General features: G+C 46.9%; 22 protein-coding genes. 8 read left to right on the top strand and 14 right to left on the bottom strand.

Annotation, left to right across the window (positions count from 1 at the left end; genetic code table 11):
* Positions 1 to 15: 15 nt before the first annotated feature.
* Complete coding sequence (gene polA, locus MWG26_RS10000) at positions 16 to 2,631, bottom strand: DNA polymerase I (protein ID WP_025657695.1); 2,616 nt, start codon at positions 2,629 to 2,631, stop codon at positions 16 to 18.
* Between the two features lie 332 nt (positions 2,632 to 2,963).
* Here polA and MWG26_RS09995 point away from each other — a divergent pair, with 332 nt between their 5' ends.
* The gene (locus MWG26_RS09995; protein WP_025657696.1) at positions 2,964 to 3,590 is read left to right on the top strand and encodes an HAD family hydrolase; all 627 of its coding nucleotides are present in this window, start codon (positions 2,964 to 2,966) and stop codon (positions 3,588 to 3,590) included.
* A gap of 163 nt (positions 3,591 to 3,753) precedes the next feature.
* Here the strand turns inward: MWG26_RS09995 and trpA are convergent, their stop codons facing one another.
* From trpA to MWG26_RS09945, 10 genes are all read right to left on the bottom strand, one after another.
* Positions 3,754 to 4,530, bottom strand: a complete 777-nt coding sequence (gene trpA, locus MWG26_RS09990; protein ID WP_117440657.1) for a tryptophan synthase subunit alpha — start codon at positions 4,528 to 4,530, stop codon at positions 3,754 to 3,756.
* The gene (gene trpB, locus MWG26_RS09985) at positions 4,523 to 5,707 is read right to left on the bottom strand and encodes a tryptophan synthase subunit beta (protein WP_025657697.1); all 1,185 of its coding nucleotides are present in this window, start codon (positions 5,705 to 5,707) and stop codon (positions 4,523 to 4,525) included. The genes trpA and trpB overlap by 8 nt, the downstream gene beginning before the upstream one ends.
* Positions 5,685 to 6,308, bottom strand: coding sequence for a phosphoribosylanthranilate isomerase (locus MWG26_RS09980; RefSeq protein ID WP_025657698.1), 624 nt, complete (start codon positions 6,306 to 6,308; stop codon positions 5,685 to 5,687). Before MWG26_RS09980 ends, trpB begins: the two co-directional genes overlap by 23 nt.
* On the bottom strand, positions 6,305 to 7,144 hold the full coding sequence (gene trpC, locus MWG26_RS09975; RefSeq protein ID WP_025657699.1) for an indole-3-glycerol phosphate synthase TrpC: 840 nt from the start codon (positions 7,142 to 7,144) through the stop codon (positions 6,305 to 6,307). The genes MWG26_RS09980 and trpC overlap by 4 nt, the downstream gene beginning before the upstream one ends.
* Before the next feature lie 12 nt (positions 7,145 to 7,156).
* Complete coding sequence (trpD, locus tag MWG26_RS09970; RefSeq protein WP_025657700.1) at positions 7,157 to 8,173, bottom strand: anthranilate phosphoribosyltransferase; 1,017 nt, start codon at positions 8,171 to 8,173, stop codon at positions 7,157 to 7,159.
* Between the two features lie 49 nt (positions 8,174 to 8,222).
* Positions 8,223 to 8,804 (bottom strand): anthranilate synthase component II, encoded by a 582-nt coding sequence (locus MWG26_RS09965; protein ID WP_025657701.1) that lies wholly within the window; start codon positions 8,802 to 8,804, stop codon positions 8,223 to 8,225.
* On the bottom strand, positions 8,801 to 10,279 hold the full coding sequence (gene trpE / locus MWG26_RS09960; protein WP_025657702.1) for an anthranilate synthase component I: 1,479 nt from the start codon (positions 10,277 to 10,279) through the stop codon (positions 8,801 to 8,803). The genes MWG26_RS09965 and trpE overlap by 4 nt, the downstream gene beginning before the upstream one ends.
* Before the next feature lie 678 nt (positions 10,280 to 10,957).
* Positions 10,958 to 11,587: an SdpI family protein gene (locus MWG26_RS09955; protein WP_117440658.1), complete on the bottom strand. Its 630-nt coding sequence runs from the start codon at positions 11,585 to 11,587 to the stop codon at positions 10,958 to 10,960.
* A 1-nt stretch (position 11,588) separates the two neighbouring features.
* The gene (locus MWG26_RS09950) at positions 11,589 to 11,855 is read right to left on the bottom strand and encodes an autorepressor SdpR family transcription factor (RefSeq protein WP_025657703.1); all 267 of its coding nucleotides are present in this window, start codon (positions 11,853 to 11,855) and stop codon (positions 11,589 to 11,591) included.
* A gap of 262 nt (positions 11,856 to 12,117) precedes the next feature.
* Positions 12,118 to 12,399, bottom strand: coding sequence for a hypothetical protein (locus tag MWG26_RS09945; RefSeq protein WP_025657704.1), 282 nt, complete (start codon positions 12,397 to 12,399; stop codon positions 12,118 to 12,120).
* 370 nt (positions 12,400 to 12,769) lie between these two features.
* Here MWG26_RS09945 and MWG26_RS09940 point away from each other — a divergent pair, with 370 nt between their 5' ends.
* The 6 genes from MWG26_RS09940 (at position 12,770) to MWG26_RS09915 (ending at position 16,859) form a co-directional block, all read left to right on the top strand.
* Positions 12,770 to 13,456, top strand: a complete 687-nt coding sequence (locus tag MWG26_RS09940; protein ID WP_025657705.1) for a response regulator transcription factor — start codon at positions 12,770 to 12,772, stop codon at positions 13,454 to 13,456.
* A 114-nt stretch (positions 13,457 to 13,570) separates the two neighbouring features.
* Positions 13,571 to 14,494, top strand: a complete 924-nt coding sequence (locus MWG26_RS09935) for an ATP-binding cassette domain-containing protein (RefSeq protein ID WP_025657706.1) — start codon at positions 13,571 to 13,573, stop codon at positions 14,492 to 14,494.
* Complete coding sequence (locus MWG26_RS09930) at positions 14,487 to 14,906, top strand: hypothetical protein (protein ID WP_117440659.1); 420 nt, start codon at positions 14,487 to 14,489, stop codon at positions 14,904 to 14,906. Before MWG26_RS09935 ends, MWG26_RS09930 begins: the two co-directional genes overlap by 8 nt.
* 89 nt (positions 14,907 to 14,995) lie before the next feature.
* Positions 14,996 to 15,184, top strand: coding sequence for a hypothetical protein (locus tag MWG26_RS09925; RefSeq protein ID WP_244062722.1), 189 nt, complete (start codon positions 14,996 to 14,998; stop codon positions 15,182 to 15,184).
* Positions 15,185 to 15,199: 15 nt separating this feature from the next.
* Positions 15,200 to 15,937, top strand: a complete 738-nt coding sequence (locus MWG26_RS09920) for an ABC transporter permease (protein ID WP_025657709.1) — start codon at positions 15,200 to 15,202, stop codon at positions 15,935 to 15,937.
* A gap of 91 nt (positions 15,938 to 16,028) precedes the next feature.
* Complete coding sequence (locus MWG26_RS09915) at positions 16,029 to 16,859, top strand: sensor histidine kinase (RefSeq protein WP_044927413.1); 831 nt, start codon at positions 16,029 to 16,031, stop codon at positions 16,857 to 16,859.
* Here MWG26_RS09915 and coaD read toward each other — a convergent pair.
* Positions 16,840 to 17,361: a pantetheine-phosphate adenylyltransferase gene (gene coaD / locus MWG26_RS09910; RefSeq protein WP_025657711.1), complete on the bottom strand. Its 522-nt coding sequence runs from the start codon at positions 17,359 to 17,361 to the stop codon at positions 16,840 to 16,842. The two genes, MWG26_RS09915 and coaD, sit on opposite strands and share 20 nt — an antisense overlap.
* Positions 17,362 to 17,677: 316 nt before the next feature.
* On the opposite strand from coaD, the gene MWG26_RS23020 reads away from it, so the two are divergent.
* Positions 17,678 to 18,142, top strand: coding sequence for a TspO/MBR family protein (locus tag MWG26_RS23020; RefSeq protein ID WP_025657712.1), 465 nt, complete (start codon positions 17,678 to 17,680; stop codon positions 18,140 to 18,142).
* A 74-nt stretch (positions 18,143 to 18,216) separates the two neighbouring features.
* Here MWG26_RS23020 and MWG26_RS09900 read toward each other — a convergent pair whose 3' ends face one another.
* Together MWG26_RS09900 and MWG26_RS09895 are read right to left on the bottom strand one after the other, a co-directional pair.
* Positions 18,217 to 19,410, bottom strand: a complete 1,194-nt coding sequence (locus tag MWG26_RS09900; RefSeq protein WP_244062721.1) for a hypothetical protein — start codon at positions 19,408 to 19,410, stop codon at positions 18,217 to 18,219.
* Between the two features lie 233 nt (positions 19,411 to 19,643).
* Positions 19,644 to 20,003: a type II toxin-antitoxin system HicB family antitoxin gene (locus MWG26_RS09895; RefSeq protein WP_025657714.1), complete on the bottom strand. Its 360-nt coding sequence runs from the start codon at positions 20,001 to 20,003 to the stop codon at positions 19,644 to 19,646.
* Between the last annotated feature and the right edge of the window lie 41 nt (positions 20,004 to 20,044).

The following is a 20,044-nucleotide window of genomic DNA, read 5'->3' as shown; positions in this document are numbered from 1 at the left end:
GCTTTGCCACGGACACTACTTTGCCTCGTACCAGTTTTCCCCTGTATGCATGTCTACAATCAAGGGAACGTCCAGGTCTGCGGCCTGCTCCATCTGCCGTTTCAGTATCTCCTTTACTTCTTCGACTTCGTCCTTGTGGGCCTCGAGCAGCAATTCATCGTGCACCTGCAGGATCATTTTTGACCGGAGTCCTTTTTCCTTCAGCTCCCGGTTTACACCGATCATCGCAATTTTCATAATATCCGCGGCAGATCCCTGGATCGGAGCGTTCATCGCCACCCGCTCTCCGAAATTCCGCTGCATAAAATTGCTGGATTTCAGTTCCGGCACCGGCCTTCTGCGCCCGAAGAGAGTTACAACGTAGCCCTCCGTTTTTGCATGGGCCACTGTATCATCCAGAAAACGTTTGATCCCCGGATAAGTCTCAAAATAATTTTCAATGTACTGCGCCGCTTCTTTCCTGGTGATACTCAAATCCTGGCTCAGCCCAAAGGAACTGATTCCGTATACGATTCCAAAGTTGACCGCCTTGGCATTGCGCCGCTGGAGTTCCGTCACCTCTTCAAACGGAGTGTGGAACACCTGGGAAGCCGTCATTCGGTGGATATCCCTGGCCTCTTTATAAGCCTGGATCAGCTGTTCGTCCCCGGAGCAGTGCGCCAGTATCCTCAGCTCGATCTGGGAATAATCTGCATCGATAAAGACGCAGCCCTCTTTTGGTACAAATACTTTTCTAATCAGACGCCCCAGTTCCATCCGCACCGGAATGTTCTGAAGGTTCGGCTCCGTACTGCTGATCCGGCCGGTTGCGGTGATCGTCTGGTTGAACTTTCCGTGGATTCTTCCATCCGGTCCAATATAGACAGCCAGGCCGTCCGCATATGTGGATTTCAGCTTGGTCAGCTGTCTGTACTCCAAAATCTTATCTACCACCGGATAATCCGGCGCCAGCTTCTCCAGTACATCGGCGGCTGTTGAGTATCCGGTCTTTGTCTTTTTACCGTTGGGCAGCTGCATGTGGTCAAAAAGGACAGTTCCCAGCTGTTTCGGAGAGTTGATGTTAAAGGTCTCCCCTGCCATCTCATAGATTTCCTTCTCCAGCTCCACGATCCGGCCGCCCAGCTGTTCTCCATAAAACTTCAGAGCCTCTGCCTCCACCTGTATACCTGCCTGCTCCATATCGAACAGGGTGAAAACAAGCGGCATCTCTATGTCTGTAAACAGGTGGTACATCCCCTCCGCCTGCATCTTGTCTCTCAAAGGTTTTACGGATGCAAATGCAGTGTACGCTTCATAACATGCCTTTGTCATGATATCTGCCTTCTCATCGATCATAATTCCCAGCTGTTCCCTTGCCACATCTTCGTAATCATAATTATTCTTCAGAGGATTCAGAAGATAAGCTGCCACAGTGGCATCGAAACATTTCTCCTGCTCTGCCGCTTTCACCAGAGGAAGGTATTTCTTCAGGTCAAACATGGCAAATGTCTGTACGCTGCCTGCTATTTCCGTTAATTTTCCAAACAGATACTCTATATCCATATTGGTATCACAGGGAATGGAATAGATGCGCTCCGGCCCATAGGCAATACTCACTCTTCCGTAACCGGACGGATGTGCAAACAGGGGCAGCACATTTCCGGCATCCTCCGTAATTGCAGCGCCTACACACTCCGCCTGGGCTGCCTCTATGAATATCTTTTCCGCTTCCTCTTTATCCGTGATCTCCTTGAAATGAGATTCCACTTTATTGGATGAGCTTTCTACATCAAAACGGCTCAGCAGATTTTTGAACTGCAGTTTCTGAAAATAGTCATGTGCTTCCTTCGTAAACGGATTCCCATGCTCAGCCGCTTCCAGGTTAAACGCGATCTCTGCATGAGTATTGATGGTGGCGAGCGTCTTGCTCATGCACGCCTGATCCCAGTACTCCTGCAGGTTCTTGCTGGCTCTCGGAGGCTTGATCTCTGCTGCGTGGGCATAGGCATTTTCTATGGTGCCATATTCCACGATTATCTTGGTTGCCGTCTTCTCTCCGACTCCCGGAACGCCCGGTATGTTATCCGATGCATCACCCATCAGCGCTTTCACGTCGATAAATTCCGTCGGGGTAACTCCATACTTTTCCTTTACGTCTTCTGCGTAATAGTCCTCTACTTCTGTCCTGCCTTGTTTTGTCTTTGGAATCCGGATCTTTACATGCTCCGTCGCGAGCTGCAGCGTATCTCTGTCCCCGGATATGATGGCGACATCCATCCCCTTTTCCTCGCAGATGCGTGAAATCGTTCCCAGCAGATCGTCCGCTTCCAGGCCTGCCTGCTCGATAATCTCGATGTTCATGGCCTGCAGAACTTCCTTGATTACCGGGACCTGCTGCCTTAGTTCTTCTGCCATTGGCTTTCTGGTTCCCTTATAATCTGCATACATCTCATGCCGGAATGTAGGCGCATGCACATCAAATGTCACGGTCAGATATTCCGGCTTCTCCTCGTCCAGGATCTTGAACATGATGTTCAAAAACCCATAAATAGCGTTCGTATGAAGCCCCTCTGAATTGGTCAGGTCCGGTACTCCATAGAACGCCCTGTTTAAAATACTGTGGCCATCTATTAATACAATCTTTTTACTCATAGTTTTTTCTCCACATCCTGGTGATATTATATCATGACCGCCGTTGGGAAAATGTGCAGACACACGTCCCTTACTAACGTTCACTATAACATAATAGAGTATACACTAAATTCTTTCTTTTTAAAAGGCTATTTTTATGATATTATGAAAGCAACTGTTGAATTTTGTAACAGTTCAGATAGGTCTGCGCATTTACTGTGCAGACCGTACGAAAACATGTTGGTTACAGGCATCCAGCCTTTCTCTGCAGGCGAATTTCAATAGGCTGGATGCGTAACGGTTCAGGCTTGCCTGAACTGTTACAGAATTTTTGCGATTAAGGAGTATAGAAAATGGATGGAATTATTTTTGATGTAGACGGAACATTATGGGACTCAACGAACTCAGTGGCAGAGGCCTGGAACCAGGCAATTGCCGAACATTCTGACCTGGATGTCAGAATAGATGGCCCGATGCTGAAGAATCTGTTCGGCAAAACAATGGACGAGATATATCATGCAGTCTTTCCTACTTTGTCGAAAGAGGAACAGCAGAAACTGGGTGATATCTGCTTCGAATACGAAAACAAGCTTCTTGAGACGAAACCCGGCATCCTCTATGAAGGCGTCCGGGAGACCCTGCTAAGGCTTTCTCAGAGCACCCGGATTTTCATTGTCAGCAACTGCCAGTGCGGATATATTGAAGTCTTTTTAAAGACAACAGGACTCAAAGCTGCTGTGCAGGACCACCTCTGCTTTGGTGAAACCCAGACCTCTAAGGGGATGACGATCAGAACTCTGATGGAGCGCAGAAAACTGAGAGATGTGGTCTATGTGGGCGATACACAGGGTGATTATGAGGCCTGCCTGGAAGCCGGCATTCCTTTTATTTTCGCATCATACGGCTTTGGCAATGTCCCCGCCGCGGAAGTGAAAATATCCAGAATCAGCGAGCTGCTGGAACTGTTTCTTCTATTATAAATGTGCGGAACGGGAAATGCTTGCAGGAAAACCAGGGAGTTTCCCGTTGATCTCCCTGTGATCCGCTGTCACTAAAATATCCGGCTCTGCCAACTGAATCTTTTTGTGTCTCAGACGGCAGGGCCGGGCTGCCCCCTGATCTGTTTTATCCGAAATTCTGCGTTCAGCAGTTGCGTACTGCCTCTCTCATCTCAGACACATACGTTTTCAAGGCTTCCTCCGCCTTATCCCCATATGTTTCAATCAATTTTACAATGGCGCTTCCCACAATTGCCCCGTCGGATACTGCTGCCATCGCCCCTGCCTGCTCCGGCGTGCTGATTCCGAAACCTACGGCTGCCGGAAGATCGGTCACTTCGCGGATAGAAGCAATCATAGATGAAATATCCGTCTCGATATGATTCCTCACACCCGTTACTCCCATGGAGGATACGACATAGAGAAAGCCCTTTGCCTCTTTTGCAATCATCTGAATGCGCTGTCTGGATGTCGGCGCTATCATGGAAATAATATCTACACCGTGTTTGTCTGCTATATGTGACATTTCCCCCTTTTCCTCATAGGGCAGATCCGGAATTATAATTCCGTCTACGCCCAGCTCCTCACATTTCGTATAAAACGCTTCGTATCCATAATGAAACACGGGGTTTAGATAAGTCATGAAAACCAGCGGTATCTGGCTTTTTTTTCTCACCTTTCTTACAATTTCGAACACACCGTCCGTCGTCATATTTCCGTTCAACGCTCTGATATTGGCCTCCTGAATCACAATACCTTCGGCGGTCGGATCGGAGAATGGAATTCCGATTTCTATCAGGTCCGCCCCGGCCTCTTCCATTGCCAGAATGTATTCTACTGTCTTATCCCCCGAGGGATCTCCTGCCGTTAAGAACACGATAAACGCTTTTCCCCCTGCAAATGCATCTGCTATTCTACTCATGAATGTCTACCCCCTTATACCTTGCGATAGCCGCCACATCTTTATCGCCTCTTCCTGAAAGGCAGATAATCAGGCTCTCGTCTTTTCTCATCTGCGGTGCAATTTTTCTTGTATGTGCAACGGCATGTGCGCTTTCTATGGCACAGATAATGCCCTCTGTCCTTGCCAGATATTCAAATGCATCTACCGCCTCATCGTCTGTCACCGGCACATACTCTGCGCGGCCGGAATCCCGCAGATATGCGTGTTCCGGCCCGATGCCCGGATAGTCCAGTCCGGCGGAAATGGAGTACACCGGAGCGATCTGTCCGTATTCGTCCTGGCAGAAATAGGATTTCATACCGTGGAAGACTCCCAGAGTTCCCTTTGCCATCGTTGCAGCATGCTGGTCTGTGTCGATTCCTCTTCCTGCCGCCTCGCAGCCGATCAGTTTTACATTTTCATCTTCGATAAAGTTGTAAAACATACCCATGGCATTACTTCCTCCTCCCACACAGGCAAGCACTGCAGAGGGAAGTCTCCCTTCCGCTTCCAGGATCTGCTGCCGTGCCTCCTGGCTGATCACACTCTGGAAATCCCGCACCATCATCGGGAACGGGTGGGGCCCCATCACGGAGCCAAGTACATAGTGGGTATCCGATACCCGGTTCGTCCATTCGCGCATGGTCGCATTTACTGCATCTTTCAGGGTCTGTGTGCCGGTCGTTACTGCATGGACCTTTGCCCCGAGCAGTTCCATCCTGTATACATTCAGCGCCTGCCGGTCCGTGTCCTCCTTTCCCATAAAGACTTCACATTCCATCCCCAGAAGCGCCGCCGCTGTCGCAGTTGCCACACCATGCTGCCCGGCACCCGTTTCTGCAATCACCCTTGCCTTTCCCATTTTCTTTGCCAGCAGAACCTGCCCCAGCACGTTATTAATCTTGTGGGAACCAGTATGATTCAGATCTTCCCTCTTAAGATAGATTCTGGCCCCGCCCAGATCCTCTGTCATCTTTTCTGCATAATACAGCAGGGACGGACGCCCCGCGTATTCATTAAACAATTGTTTCAGCTCCTGCTGGAATCCTGCATCTTTTTTATAATATTCATATTGTTCCTCCAGCTGAATCAACTCGTTCATTAATGTTTCGGAGATATACTGCCCTCCAAACTCACCGTATCTTCCTTTCGACATCTCGAATCCTCCTGACTGCTTTTTCTATTTTTTCTTTATCCTTCCTGCCGTCTGTCTCTACACCGCTGCTCATATCGACTGCGTAAGGCAATACCTGCCGGGCCGCCTCCGCCACATTTTCCGGAGTCAGCCCCCCGGCCAGAAAGAAAGGCTTGGCAGGGCTGCCGATTCTTCCATAATCAAAAGTTGTGCCCGTTCCTCCCCTGCCGCTGTCCAAAAGCAGATAATCCACACAGCTGTGCTCCCACCTCTTTATCTCTCTGCTGTACGTATCTCCTGACATAGAAACTGCTTTCACAACCGGGACATCACAGCAGCACTTCAAATCTTCCGCAAATTCCAAAGTTTCATTTCCATGCAGCTGCACGATATCAATCACCTTTTCGTATACCAGCTGCAGAATCTGCTCCAGCGGCGCATCTGTAAACACCCCCGCTGCGGCTATTTTCTTAGACAACCCTTGCCTCAAAAGGGCCGCCTGTCTTGGATCTACATATCTTCTGCTGCCCTGCGCAAAGACAAATCCAATATAGTCAGGCTGCACTTCATTGACAGCCGCAATCTCTTCCTCCCTGCACAAACCACATATTTTAATCTTCATATCCCCTCCCCGGATGATAAATCTTGAAAATATTCTGACAATGGTGGGCAAAGGGGTCTGACCCCTTTGTTGACAAATCGCATAAGCGTCTCGCCTATCAGTACTCCATCTGTTCCGTTTTCTCTCAGGCACTGGACATCCCCGGCTGTTTTTATTCCACTCTCGGATACAAAGAGTATCCCGTCCGGCACCAGGGCGCGCAGCCGGCTGCTGGTCCGGATATCTACCTGAAAGGTTCTTAAATCCCGATTATTGACCCCTATTATTCTGGCGCCGCACCGCAGGGCCTTCTTTACTTCTTCTTCGGTGTGTGCTTCGACCAATGCCGACAGCCCCAGTTCGTCTGCAATCTTCATATATCCGCGCAGTTCCTGCTCTTCCAGAATCGCACAGATCAGCAGTACAGCCGACGCATGGATGCATTTTGCCTCAAAGAGCATGTAGGCATCTATGGTGAAATCTTTCCGAAGTATGGGGATATGCACTTTTTCCGCAATTTCCTCCAGATATCGGTTACTGCCCTGAAAATAGTATGGCTCAGTTAAAACAGATATTGCCGCCGCGCCCGCGCTCTCGTAATCTTCTGCAACGGCCAGATAGGGAAAATGTTCCGCTATTACCCCTTTTGACGGAGACGCTTTTTTTACTTCGCAGATAAAAGACATTCCTTCTTGTCTTAATGCTTCTTCAAAAGGAAAGCGAAATTTACCTCCGTTTTTTTCTTTTTCTGCCGCTGCGATTCCAGATGCTCTTTCCTTTAATTCTCTCTCGGGTACTTCCCGTTTTCTTTCTTGAATTCTCTCTCTGGTTCTGTCTGCAATTTCTTCTAATATCATTGTTTACCCGCCTTATATTTCTTCATTTGAATACGCAATGAACTGTTCTAACTTTTCCTGTGCCTTGCCGCTGTCTATAGCTTCCTGCGCCATCTTTACCCCTGCTTCAAGTGTATCCGCCCTGCCTGCCACATATAGAGCTGCACCGGCATTGAGCAGTACCGCGCTGCGTTTTGGCCCAAGTTCCCTGCCGCTCAGAACCGCTTTCGTAATCTCAGCGTTTTCCTGCGGGGTTCCGCCCTGCAGCTCATTTTTGCCGCAGGATGTAAAACCAAACTGCTCCGGCGTGACCGTATACGAATGAAACTCTCCGTTTTTAATCTCACATACGGTCGTCGGCGCGCTCATTGAGATCTCATCCAGCTTATCCTGCCCGTACACGACCATGGCATTTTTGACTCCCAGCTTTTCAAGAACTCTTGCAAGCGGCTCCACAAGAGCCTCCTCGTAGACACCCATGACTTCCATATTTGCGCCTGCCGGATTAGCGAGCGGTCCCAGGATATTGAAAATGGTTCTGATCCCCAGTTCTTTTCTGACCGGGGCTACGTATTTCATGGCGATGTGATAATTTTGTGCAAATAGAAAACAGATTCCGATCTTTTCCAGCAGCTCGGCACTTTTTTCAGGGGGAATCGTGATCCTCACCCCCAGTGCCTCCAGTACATCCGCCGCCCCACATCTGCTGGATGCGGCTCTGTTTCCGTGCTTTGCCACAGGGACGCCTGCTGCCGCAATCACAAGTGCAGAGGTTGTTGAGATGTTAAACGAATTTGCTCCATCCCCTCCTGTCCCTACGATTTCCAGCGCATCTACATTATGCAGGAGTTTCACACAGTGCTCCCGCATCCCTGCAGCCGAAGCCGTGATCTCGTCAATGGTCTCCCCCTTCAGGCTCATGGCCGTCAGATACGAGCTCATCTGTACATTGCTCGCCTCCCCGCTCATAATTTCATCCATTACCTGATAAGCTTCCGTATAGGTTAAGTTTTCTCTTCCTGCCAGTTTTAAAATTGCTTCTTTAATCATGATGTCCTGTTTCCTTTCTGCCCTGCTGCTCTTATTTAATATGTCTGGTCTACTGTTGCGCTTTGCCTGTTTTCAAAAAATTCCGGATCATTTGCGCCCCGTCAGGCGTCAGGATAGATTCCGGATGAAACTGCAGGCCATAGACCGGATACTCTCTGTGTTCTACAGCCATGATTTCTCCGTCTGCTGCCCTCCCGGTTACCCTGAGCACATCCGGAAGGCTTTCTTCCTCCGCTGCCAGTGAATGATATCTGGCGGCCGGAATGCTTTTTTCCAGCCCCTGAAATAACCGGCTGCTGCAGTCAAGCTCGATGCTTGAGGTCTTCCCATGCATCAGTTGTCTGGCATATGTCACTTTTCCGCCAAATGCCTGGCAGATCGCCTGGTGTCCCAGGCATACACCGAGAATCGGAATCTCTTTTGCCAGCTTATCAACCACCTCCGTACACACCCCCGCATCTTCCGGCCTGCCCGGACCGGGAGAAAGGACAATGCAGGCCGGATTCATTTCCCGGATCTCTTCCACCGTCTTTTCGTCGTTCCGTATGACGGTCAGATCCTCACACTCTGCCCCAATCAGCTGATACAGGTTATATGAAAAACTGTCGTAATTATCAATCAGCAAAATCATGCTCCCATCCCCTCTCCTGCTCTTTCCACTGCGTTTGTCACCGCTTTTGCCTTGTTGATACATTCCTGATACTCCATTTCCGGCACGCTGTCAGCTACGATACCTGCTCCGGAGCATACATAGAGCGATCCATTCTTAGCGTAGGCCATTCTGATTGCAATACAGGTATCCAGATTTCCGGTAAAATCAATGTAGCCAACTGCACCGCCGTAGATGCCGCGTTTGCAGTCCTCCAGTTCATCTATGATCTGGCAGGCCCTGATCTTAGGAGCCCCGGATAGCGTTCCCGCCGGCAGTATCGCATCCACAGTATCCATAAAATCTTTATCCTCCCGTATATCCCCCTTCACCGTTGAACCAATATGCATGACGTGGGAAAACTTCTCGATACTCTTATATTTTTCCAGCTCCACCGTGCCGATCTTACTGATTTTTCCAATATCATTTCTCCCCAGGTCAACCAGCATGTTATGCTCGGCAAGCTCCTTTTCATCCGCAAGCAGTTCCGCCTCCAGCTTTTCGTCCTCCGCACAGATATCCCCTCTTTTCCGGGTTCCCGCCAGCGGAAATGTGTGCAGCGTCCCATTTTCCAGCTTCACCAGCGTCTCCGGGGAGGCGCCGGCGATCTCAATGTCATTGCTGGAAAAATAAAACATATAGGGGGAAGGATTTGTACTCCTGAGCACCCGGTAAACATCCAGGATGCTCCCTTCCATCTCCGCCTCCAGTCTATTGGACAATACCACTTGGAAAATATCGCCCTCATAGATATGATGTTTCGCCTCTTCTACCATGCGGCAGTATTTTTCTTTTGTAAAATGCGGCTGAAACCCATTTTTTACTATCAGTGGAATGTGCGGCTCCAGTTCACCGTCCTGCACAATTGCTTCCAGCCGCATCAATCTCGCAACTGCATCTTCATACTCTTTTTTCACATCTTTATCTAAAGACATGTTTACGATCAAAATCATCTTCTGCTTCAGATTGTCAAATACAATTACCTGATCAAAAAGCATCAGATCCAGATCCCGGAAATGCGACTCATCCCTGGCGTCCAGCTTCAGTGAAGGCTCCACATACTTGATATAATCGTATGAGAAATATCCGACAAGCCCGCCGGTAAAGGAAGGCATTCCCGCGATCTCCGGCGCCCTGTGCTCCTCCACCACCTGCCGTATGTAGTCCCCGGGGCATGCCGTCTCCACTTCCCTGACCTCACTGTCTTTCATGTGAAGCATCCCATTTCTGCAGCTGATCTCCATAGTAGGTTCAAATCCCAGAAAACTGTAACGCCCCCATCGTTTTGCATCCTCCGCACTCTCGAGCATATAACAATGTTCACTGACATTTTTCAATTTCCTCAAAACCCCGATCGGGGTATACATGTCAGAAAACATCTCCATACTGACAGGCATCGTATGATACATTCCCATCGCTGCCAACTCTTCTGCCGTTTTCAAATCTGGATAAGTCATAAGTTCTCCTTTCATAGGGGGGCTTTCATAGGGGTCTGACCCCTATGCGGTCCATTTTCAGAATATTCTCAATATAGTTACACCTGCGTTGTCCGCTCCGCAGCATCTGCCTCTTATGCTGCAATGCGCATCCCGCCAGAAGGGCTTTTTGTTTCACAGAAAAGTGTAAGGCACTATCCTATGAAACAAAAAAAAATCCGCCCCCTGACATTACAATTATAGAGTAATGTCAAGGACGGATTGAAAATTCAATTCGCGGTGCCACCTTGATTCACAGAAAATAAATCCTGTGCCCTTAGCAAGATACTATCATATCTCCGGCGACTGACGTACGCCCATACGTCATGCTATACTCGGCCTCACGGCCTTTCCCTCATGCCCTCTGCGGTCCATTTAACAAACTGCGTTTACCTGAATCCCACCGCCTCAGGCTCTCTGTGAATGCACGATATGTTTTTATCTCCGCTTCATCGGTTTACATTATTAAATTATTGTATATTATATACACTTCCTCCTTCAAATGTCAATGCCGAATTTAATTTTTTTTCAAGTAAATTTATATGATGTTATTTTCATTTGCGTTTTCTCAGTAAATATACTGTCCTACAAAACGGGCACGCTAGTACTGCCTTGCGCAATTAACAGTGAAAAAACACCTGCTAATTACACAATGCAGTGCTAGATCCCTTTTTTATAAAGACAAAATGAGTATACTGCTGGTATAACAGCCATCAGTAAAATCACAATAAACAGTACGCCGCTGTACAGAAGGAAAGCATTTATGATAAAAAGGATGCCGCCCACGATCCATAATTTTCCTGCCAGTCGGCTGGTTTTGTTCCAGTTTTCTGTGCTCGCCAGCGTCCAAGGCAGTTTGATCCCCACTGTATAACTCTGTTTACTTTTTGGAATATAATTACCCACTACCATAAACAGAATCCCTATGATAATATTTGTAACCATACCGATATTTACCTTCATTCCGGCGGCTGTGCCATACATTATGGCACATACCAGCCATGAAACAACCGGGATGATCCAGAAGATCAAAGACAGCATCTTCTGGCTGATATTTTTCTTCTTTGGATCGTTCAGTGTTATACCTACACATATGAGATGGAGCAGGGTCAGAATAAGAGGCATGCCAAACACAGCAAAAGGCTTGCTGCTCCAGCCATTGGCTTCGTTACCGCTCCCCCAGTGTGTCGCAATTGTATCCGGCATTTTATTCCAGAGCAGAATCCCCATCAGCATCGGCAGAACCGTGATCACACTGGTGATTATTATTCTTTTTAAATATACTTTCATTTTATTTGTCTCCTTTCAGGTCTGACAGCCACAACATAAGTTCCTCTACTACAGATGTGTTCAGTTCGTAATAAATATAATTTTTCACTTTCGTTTCGCATACAAGATCCGCTCTTTTCAGCACGCCCAGATGATAGGAAATCGTTGCCCCTGTCATATCAAAATGGCTTCCTATCTCTCCTGCCGCCATGCTGCCGTCCTTCAGCAGAACCAGGATCTCCCTGCGCACCGGGTCAGAAAGCGCCTTAAATGTTTCTGCAAATCCCATCAGCACCCCCCATTTCTTTTCGTATTTCACATATTTTTATGGTTAATGGAATCTATTTAGAAATCCATCTAATTAGTTTATAACAGATGGCAGTAAAAAATGCAATAGCTATTTAGAAATTTTTCTAAATAGCTATTGCATTTGATATCCTTACACTCTCATTACACCAGTACCTAAATTCTTCTGCTTCATTCTTAAGAGTTACTACTATAAATCAGGAAACATTCTCTTGTCCGTACACATATGGCTGCCGCCGCTCCTGTCAGCGCCACCGGTTCCCCTTATCTGAAATCCGGATCTCTGTCAGTCCGGGATTTGTATCAGAATCCGATAACTGGGGGCTTACCATCGCCCGTGATGTCTTTTTGCTTGCCATCGCTTTCTCTGCTGTCTCAAACAGTCTCTCCTCCGGCAGTTTTAAGGCCCCACAAGAACCAATCAGCTGCACTATATATGTTTTTCCCTGCTTACTTACAACTTTGACCTGGACGGCCTGTGAGTTATCCTCCAGTATAAAACAAGTATCTCCACGTTTGAACGTCATATCGTTCACCTCCTCTGGACGGAACCTGCTCCCGGCGGGACTGACCGCAGGTTTGCCTGGTTCCATGTATATGTTTGTCATAGCGTTACTATTTACACCTTGTTGGCGCACACAATAACGTCCCAGCTGCATTTTGTACATTCTCTCTTGAAACATCCTGTAAAATAGCTTATCATGTCAGTTATATTCACTACATACTATAAAGTCTTTTCCGGTTGATGTCAATGTAGTTGGCAAAACAAGATAGCATAAGTCTTACTGCCGATACTGTGCAAACCCATAGGGTGTGAACAGTAACTTGCTGCCAGCAATTGGGTTCAATGCGATAATATAGTATCCTTATATCGAATTAAAAAAGAGGTGGAAAAGCGTGTATCATATTTTAATTGTAGAAGATGATGATGAAATCAACAAACTTTTATCTGATTTTTTAGCCAAAAACGGATACATCGTTACCAGCCGGTACGATGGTTTACATGTGCTGGACTGTCTGAAAGAGCATAAGGTGGATTTGATCTTGCTGGATCTCATGCTTCCCTACCGAAGCGGTGATCTGCTTCTCGCAGACATCCGAAAGCAGTACACGGTTCCCGTAATTGTGATATCTGCAAGGGAGACGACTCAGAATAAGATAGACCTGCTTCGTCTGGGCGCCGACGATTACATCACAAAACCTTTCGATATGGAAGAAATGCTGGCCCGGATCGAAAGCAGCCTGCGCCGGGTACAATATCAGGCCGCCCCCTGCAGCCGGCTGGAATACCAAAATCTTATTTTAGATGTTGATAAAAAAACGGCCCGCCTGAAAAAACAGGAGCTGTTGTTGACGGCGAAAGAATCTGCCATTCTGGAATTACTGATGAGGTATCCGGACAAGGTCTTCTCAAAAGCAAATTTATTTCAGAGCGTATGGGGAGAAGAATACCTCAGTGAAGACAATACGCTGAATGTGCACATCAGTAATCTGCGCGGCAAACTGAAGGCAGTCTGCCCGGATGAGGAATATATAGATACGGTCTGGGGAATCGGGTACCGACTGCATAAAGCCAGGGGCTAAAGTCCTTGGCTTTATGTTTCTTTCCCCTTTATTGATTCTTTATGCTTTTCTTTTCCATTTAAGGAATTCTTTATATTTCCGGTTTAGACTCATATCATAAAGGAGGTCGACAGAATGAATTCAACTATTTTAGAAACCCAGGATCTTACGAAGACATATCGGCATTCAAATGCACTGGACCATATTTACCTGAAACTCGAAAAGGGAAAGATCTATGGGTTTATCGGACAGAACGGAGCCGGAAAAACAACACTGCTCCGGCTGATCACCGGGCTGGCATTTCCCTCCGGCGGCACCTTGTCGCTGTGGGGCCATTCCACTACAGCACAGCTGCAGAAACAGAGGAAACGGATCGGATGTATGATCGAGACTCCTGCACTATTTCCCGGCATGACCGCCGCGCAGAATCTGGAACTCCAGCGCATTCAGAGAGGCATCCCTGATCAGTCTGTCATTGCCCGCTCCCTGCAAATGGCTGGATTGCCCGATACCGGTAATAAAAGTGTCCGGAACTTTTCTCTGGGCATGCGGCAGCGCCTGGGCATTGCAGCGGCACTTTTGAATATGCCTGAATTTCTGATTCTGGATGAACCGATCAACGGCCTGGATCCCGCAGGGATCGTGGAAATCAGAAATCTTTTAAAGTCTCTGAATAGAGAGTATGGCATGACGATTCTGGTATCCAGCCATATTCTGGAAGAGTTATATCAGACCGCTGCCGAATTTATCCTGATTGATAAAGGCAGAATTATTGAGGAATTATCGGACCGGGAACTGGATGAGCGGTGCAGACGCCATATCGCCATCCGAACCGGTGATTCGGAAAAGACGCTGCTGGTGCTGGAAGAACGACTGCATACGGATCGGGTCCAGCTTATGCCTGACGGTACGATCCGCTTGTATGATTATCTGGATGAAATAGAAAAAGTTGCGCAGATTTTATCGGAAGCTCATATTCTGGTAACCGGATTGAACCTGGCCGGTGATACACTGGAGGATTATTTTCTGAGCAAGGTGGGAGGGGTTCCCCATGACTGATCTGTTGAAAGCCGAATTTTACAAGCTGAGCCGCAGCCGGAGTTTTTGGGGGATCACTCTTTTTTCGCTGTTGTTGGGAAGTGTTCTACTGCTTGACAGCATAGCAATTACGGACGGACTGGTGAACGCCTCGCTATTTAATACCCCATTGCTTTACTTTCTGTCTATTGTGTTTGGCTCTCTCTTTGTGGGGGCTGACTTTGCAGAGCAGACCCTGCACAGCTTTGTCAGCGCGGGTCATAAGCGCAGTTCTGTCCTATTTGCCAAGACAGCTGCCTATCAGGCCGCCGGACTGCTGATCCTAGGGCTGCCCCTGGTAATCCACTTGGTGCTTAGAATCCTTACTGGGAATGGCAGCTGGATCGTATTGGCACAATTTTTTCTGACGCTGCCCTGCTATTTGCTGCTCTAATTGCCATGGGAATGCTGCCGCTTGTCTGTGGCTTTATCTTCAGGGATATCGGGCGGACACTGGGCGTTCCTATAGTGCTTTACTTGATCATGATCTTTTTATTAAATGGCGATTCAGTCCGAAAAACCGCGGTTTTTCTCCCAATGGGGCAGCTTCGCCTTTTGGCACTGAACGACCTGCCCGTTTCAAAACTTATATTGATCGGTATTGACTTGCTGTGGACTGCCCTGCTCTACGCAGCTGCGTATAGCAGCTTCTGTCATTCCGATCTGGATTAGGGTGGCGCATACTATATGAGTAATTTAATAAAAATGGAAAGGTATCAATTTCTGCATAACCGACTGTACCTGGCCGGCTTACTTGGCGTTTTTTTACTGGGATTCTTCACCGCAGAAACCTATGTGCCCGAAGTAATGGGGCCTGCCGGAGGCGCAGCCGAATCCCTTACAGATATTTTTAATGGAATGGTATACGATTCTGCATTCCTGCTAATTCTTATCTCCTGTATTCTGGCGCTGATTCTGGGGCAGGAGTTTTCCTGGCGCACAGTCAGCCAGGAGGTGAGTGCAGGACACGCGAAAAGCCGCGTTTTCCTCAGTAAGGTCCTGTCTTATCTGGCCGCATTTAATTTTATGGCAATCGTATATCCAGTATCCGGCTGTATTCGTGAATTTTCGCGGTTTGGAATTGCAGATACGCAGATATTCCTATACAATGTAGGAAAGGCAATTTTCTATTCAGTTTTCTTAAACAGCGGATTCTTTTTTATCGCCATATTTGTCTGCTGCTGTTTCAGAAGCACTGGGACTGCTGTTACCGTCACAGCAATCGTAACATTTGTACTCGCTTTATACCTGGGATATGGGTTGATGCTAAAACTGCCGGTCTTCTTCCTGCCGACCTTTCAGATCCGGGAAGCACTGAGTATGCAAAAGCTGTTTTTCCCCGGGTGCTTCATGGTTGCCGGAACCTGGGGAATCGTACTGGGACTCTGCTCCTGGCGTATATTTTGTAAATGTGATTTGAAATAGAGTGCTCAAATAAAATGGGGAGGTGTCTGTTATCATAGGGATTATCATTTTGCTCTTAGTTTTGCTTATACTTTTATGGAGACGGCACCTTATGCTGAAGAAGCAGATCAGAAATCTAGCGGATCAGATTGACGCTCTTGTCCATGGTTCCACTGAAAAAATGCTGGATATTGCACTGATTGACCGGGATCTTGAACGGCTCGCCGCCGCCCTCAACCAGTACTATACGAAACAGCGTTACACGGTAGCCTGTGCCCTCCAGCATGAGGAGCATCCGAAAGAGTCTATTGCGAATATCTCCCATGATCTGCGCACGCCGCTGACAGTCATTACCGGACATCTGCAGCTGCTTCAGGCATCTGCACTAACCGGGGAACAAAGTCGGCGGGTTACGGCCGCGCTGCACAAAGCGGAACGGATGAAAGAACTAATCAGCACGTTTTATGATCTGACCCTTCTGGATTCTGAACAGGCCGTTCCAAAGAGGGAACAGCTAAACCTTTCTAATCTTCTGATCGATTTTCTTACCGATCATGTCCCGCTGTTTGACAGCCAAAACATCTGTCCCGACATCCTGCTGCCCGGCAGCTCAGTATTCATCTACTCTGACCGGAACATGATTGAACGCATTTTGCAGAACCTGCTGACTAATGCTGTCTGCTATTCCCTGAGCACGGTCAGAATTCAGCTTATGCAGGAGGCAGACGGCAAGGCAGTAATCTGCTTTCAGAATACCATACAGAATGCCCCAGATTTCGATGCCCGACGGATGTTCGATAGATTTTATACCGGCGATAAGTCACGTCATAATGAAAGCACGGGGCTTGGCCTGGCTGTCGTGAAAACACTAACAGAGAAACTGGACGGCCAGGTTTCGGCTGCCGTCGAGGAAGACCGCTTCACTATAAAAGTGGTTTTGTAGGCCGGTCCTTCTCCTGTCCAGCCTGCTCTCCATATCGTTTCATCACCCTGAACACAGGCTCCGGAACATATTTTGAAACATCCTGTCCGTATCCGTTCAGCTCTTTTACCATGGACGAAGAAAGCGCCACATTATCGGCTCTGAAATAGACATATTCAATCTCAGGGTTAATCAGCTTATTCACTTCTGCTATGTTCTCTTCATAAAAATAATCCATGTTATTCCTTAGCCCGCGGACCATATAGCCGATATTGTTATCCTGCGTAAACTGTCCGATGAGGCCATTATATATGATAACTTTACAGTTATTCAGCCTGTGCTCCACTAACGTCTCTTCTACCGCCTGTCTCATATCATAAATATCGTATGTGCGTGTCTTCTTGTTATTGATTCCGATCACAACGTATACCTCATTAAATATCTTCGCGGATTTTTTCACGATATCTAAGTGGCCGTTTGTAAATGGATCGAATGTTCCCGGGTAAATTGCTGTATTATACACTTATATCACTCTCTTCTAGATTTGTTAATTTATATTTTATCATGAAACCGGAATACCTTCTACCTTAGATGACTCTTTAGCAGATTTTAGACAACTAATCGTAACGGTTCAGGCAAACCTGAACTGCTACAACTAATCTCCTTTTGCGGCTTAACTACTTACCGCTGATGATACTCTGATGTACTGCAAGAATGCGCTCCCAGAATAATTCCCTGGAATACTGTCAGTGGATAGTTCTGCAGCATAAGATTAAAGTTATAATGCATGACACTGCAGCATATATTTAGTATAACAAATCCAGGAGTGTGTGCTCTATATGAAACCGCAAAATCGAAGTTCACTTATTATTGCCATTCTGATTCCACTGGCCGTCGGCTCATTATCTGCACTTATCAGTGGAAATATGGCCCTATACTCAACGATAAACAAACCGGCGTTCAGTCCCCCTTCTATTGTTTTTCCTATTGTCTGGACAATTCTTTATGTTCTGATGGGGATATCATCTTACATCATATATTCTTCGGACAGCGCGGATAAAACCAAGGCTTTGAAGATATACGCCCTTCAGCTTTTCTTTAATTTCTGCTGGAGTATTCTCTTCTTTCGATATAATTTATACCTGCTTTCCTTTTTGTGGCTCGTTATCTTAATTGTTCTGATCTGTATTATGATTAAAGATTTCTATAAAATAAATCCTGCCGCAGCTTATCTGCAAATCCCCTATCTGCTGTGGTGCATATTCGCGGCATTTTTAAATTTCTCAATTTATACAATGAATTAACCTTTTGAACCGGCTGACTCAAGCCGGTTCATTTCACTAGGTAAACTGCCTATAAACATAGAGGACTACCGCTTTTACTGTATCGTCACACCAAGACCATCGAAAACATTCTGATAATGCTCCAGATTATTTCTCGGCGCCATAATTATAATTCCATTTCCGCCATTTGCGCCAAAGACATTGCTTCCGACTTCGACAGCACCGCATTTCATCATATCTATTTTTGTCAGCCCGGTATTTAAGAACGAATAATCTTCCAGTCTCGTCACATAAGACGGGAGCGAATATGTACCGATTCTTCCTCTCGGAAATACGAGAAGGGTTGTCATACTGCTGTCAAACAGCATGCCATCCGAACAAACATAATTTTGATTAGGCTCCGTAAGGTCAATCCATTCCAGATCTGACATCTCACCCAGAGCGCCGGGTTCGATGCTGACAATATTGGGTGGAATGAAGAGTTCATAGATCTCCGAACTGACTCCCTCGAAAGTTCCGCTTGCAAGACCTGTACAGTTTTCAGAGGGGAGAACTAGGCGTCCATCGTTTACCACTCCTGCTGAGGGATCGAAACCACAGATCATCCCCTCCTCATTCACGGTAAAACCGATCGGCTGTTCAATACCCGGAGTCTCCGCACCGCTGTCCGGATCCTCTTTTTCTCCCGGTACAACCGGGTTATCCGGAATGACCACATCCGGAGGTTCTGCCGGATTATCATCAATCGGCGGATTATCCGGTACAATGGGCGTATCCGGCACTGCTGGCGTATCCGCCACGATTGGTTCATCTGGTATGATTGGCTTATCCGGCACGGCCGGTGTCTCCGGAACCGAGGGTTTCTCATTAACCGTCGGAATATTCGGGATCACCGGCGGGGTAAAATTTTCCGTCGGCATCTCTGGAATACGAACCTTTATATCACTTAGGTCAGGAAGTTCATTCCCCGAAGACCCTGTCATAACCGGAATTTCCATGCCTGATATAAGTATATCGGACAGAAAACCTGTTTCTTCCGAATGCGAAGTTTCTGCTCCTGCCTTTCTGTTTGCATCCACCATATTAGAAATATCTGCCTTCACAGATATTTTTACCATCAGTGTACTAAAAATATCTAAAACGCCTGATTCATTCGGACTTTCTCCAAAAGAATGCAATTCTCTTCCCATATCTTTATCATAAATATGGTTATACACATTATCATTATCTGTTGATTTTAAAGCTGTAAGTACATCAATCTGTCCTACTGTCAATAGAATTGCGGTCAACACCCCAAGAATACTAACACCTCTTTTTCTCCTGGCACCGCGTCCCAAAATCCTAATGCAATACTCCATTTCCACTTTCCCCGTACCTTTCTTTCTGCACCACAAAATGTATTCACGCAAGTATAAAGTTTACATAAGAAAAAGGAACGCCGCAATCTTTCGCAACATTCCTTTGCGTTTTTCCAGAATCTTACTTTTTTCTGTTAATACGCATTTATAAGAAATCATTTCTTCTACGGACATTGAATATTTCTCTCTCGGAGCTCAACCATACGTTGAATAGCTTCTTCTACCGCGGCATTTAAACTTTTATCATGCTCAATTGCGTATATCGCAATAGCTCTATGCAGATCCGAGCTGATCCGTACATTAAAGGTTCCTTTGTATGGCTGTTCCGGCTGTGCGGCACGCTCCTCACAGTCCTTCAGATATTCATCCAGCACCTTTTGGAAATCCGCTTCCAATTCCCGGATGGAGTCGCCTGCATAGGATAGATGCGATTTCAGGCCGACCACTTTTCCATATAGGCAGTTGTCTTCCTTTGAATATTCAACCGTGCCATTATAATTCTTGTATGATAATAAATTACTCACTTCATTCTATCCTCTATCAATTTTGCTATAGCCCGATACTG

Source organism: Faecalicatena contorta (assembly GCF_022835095.1).
In the GTDB taxonomy this organism is placed as follows: Bacteria; Bacillota; Clostridia; order Lachnospirales; family Lachnospiraceae; genus Faecalicatena; species Faecalicatena contorta.
The sequence above is the reverse complement of the archived record's forward strand: the minus strand, read 5'-3'. Positions and strand labels throughout refer to the sequence as shown.

Bases quoted from the DNA above. Each gene is read 5' to 3' on its own strand.
- polA (WP_025657695.1), bottom strand. From the start codon at position 2,631: ATGAGTAAAAAGATTGTATTAATAGATGGCCACAGTATTTTAAACAGG.
- MWG26_RS09995 (WP_025657696.1), top strand. From the start codon at position 2,964: ATGGATGGAATTATTTTTGATGTAGACGGAACATTATGGGACTCAACG.
- trpA (WP_117440657.1), bottom strand. From the start codon at position 4,530: ATGAGTAGAATAGCAGATGCATTTGCAGGGGGAAAAGCGTTTATCGTG.
- trpB (WP_025657697.1), bottom strand. From the start codon at position 5,707: ATGTCGAAAGGAAGATACGGTGAGTTTGGAGGGCAGTATATCTCCGAA.
- MWG26_RS09980 (WP_025657698.1), bottom strand. From the start codon at position 6,308: ATGAAGATTAAAATATGTGGTTTGTGCAGGGAGGAAGAGATTGCGGCT.
- trpC (WP_025657699.1), bottom strand. From the start codon at position 7,144: ATGATATTAGAAGAAATTGCAGACAGAACCAGAGAGAGAATTCAAGAA.
- trpD (WP_025657700.1), bottom strand. From the start codon at position 8,173: ATGATTAAAGAAGCAATTTTAAAACTGGCAGGAAGAGAAAACTTAACC.
- MWG26_RS09965 (WP_025657701.1), bottom strand. From the start codon at position 8,804: ATGATTTTGCTGATTGATAATTACGACAGTTTTTCATATAACCTGTAT.
- trpE (WP_025657702.1), bottom strand. From the start codon at position 10,279: ATGACTTATCCAGATTTGAAAACGGCAGAAGAGTTGGCAGCGATGGGA.
- MWG26_RS09955 (WP_117440658.1), bottom strand. From the start codon at position 11,587: ATGAAAGTATATTTAAAAAGAATAATAATCACCAGTGTGATCACGGTT.
- MWG26_RS09950 (WP_025657703.1), bottom strand. From the start codon at position 11,855: ATGGGATTTGCAGAAACATTTAAGGCGCTTTCTGACCCGGTGCGCAGG.
- MWG26_RS09945 (WP_025657704.1), bottom strand. From the start codon at position 12,399: ATGACGTTCAAACGTGGAGATACTTGTTTTATACTGGAGGATAACTCA.
- MWG26_RS09935 (WP_025657706.1), top strand. From the start codon at position 13,571: ATGAATTCAACTATTTTAGAAACCCAGGATCTTACGAAGACATATCGG.
- MWG26_RS09930 (WP_117440659.1), top strand. From the start codon at position 14,487: ATGACTGATCTGTTGAAAGCCGAATTTTACAAGCTGAGCCGCAGCCGG.
- MWG26_RS09925 (WP_244062722.1), top strand. From the start codon at position 14,996: ATGATCTTTTTATTAAATGGCGATTCAGTCCGAAAAACCGCGGTTTTT.
- MWG26_RS09920 (WP_025657709.1), top strand. From the start codon at position 15,200: ATGAGTAATTTAATAAAAATGGAAAGGTATCAATTTCTGCATAACCGA.
- MWG26_RS09915 (WP_044927413.1), top strand. From the start codon at position 16,029: ATGCTGAAGAAGCAGATCAGAAATCTAGCGGATCAGATTGACGCTCTT.
- MWG26_RS23020 (WP_025657712.1), top strand. From the start codon at position 17,678: ATGAAACCGCAAAATCGAAGTTCACTTATTATTGCCATTCTGATTCCA.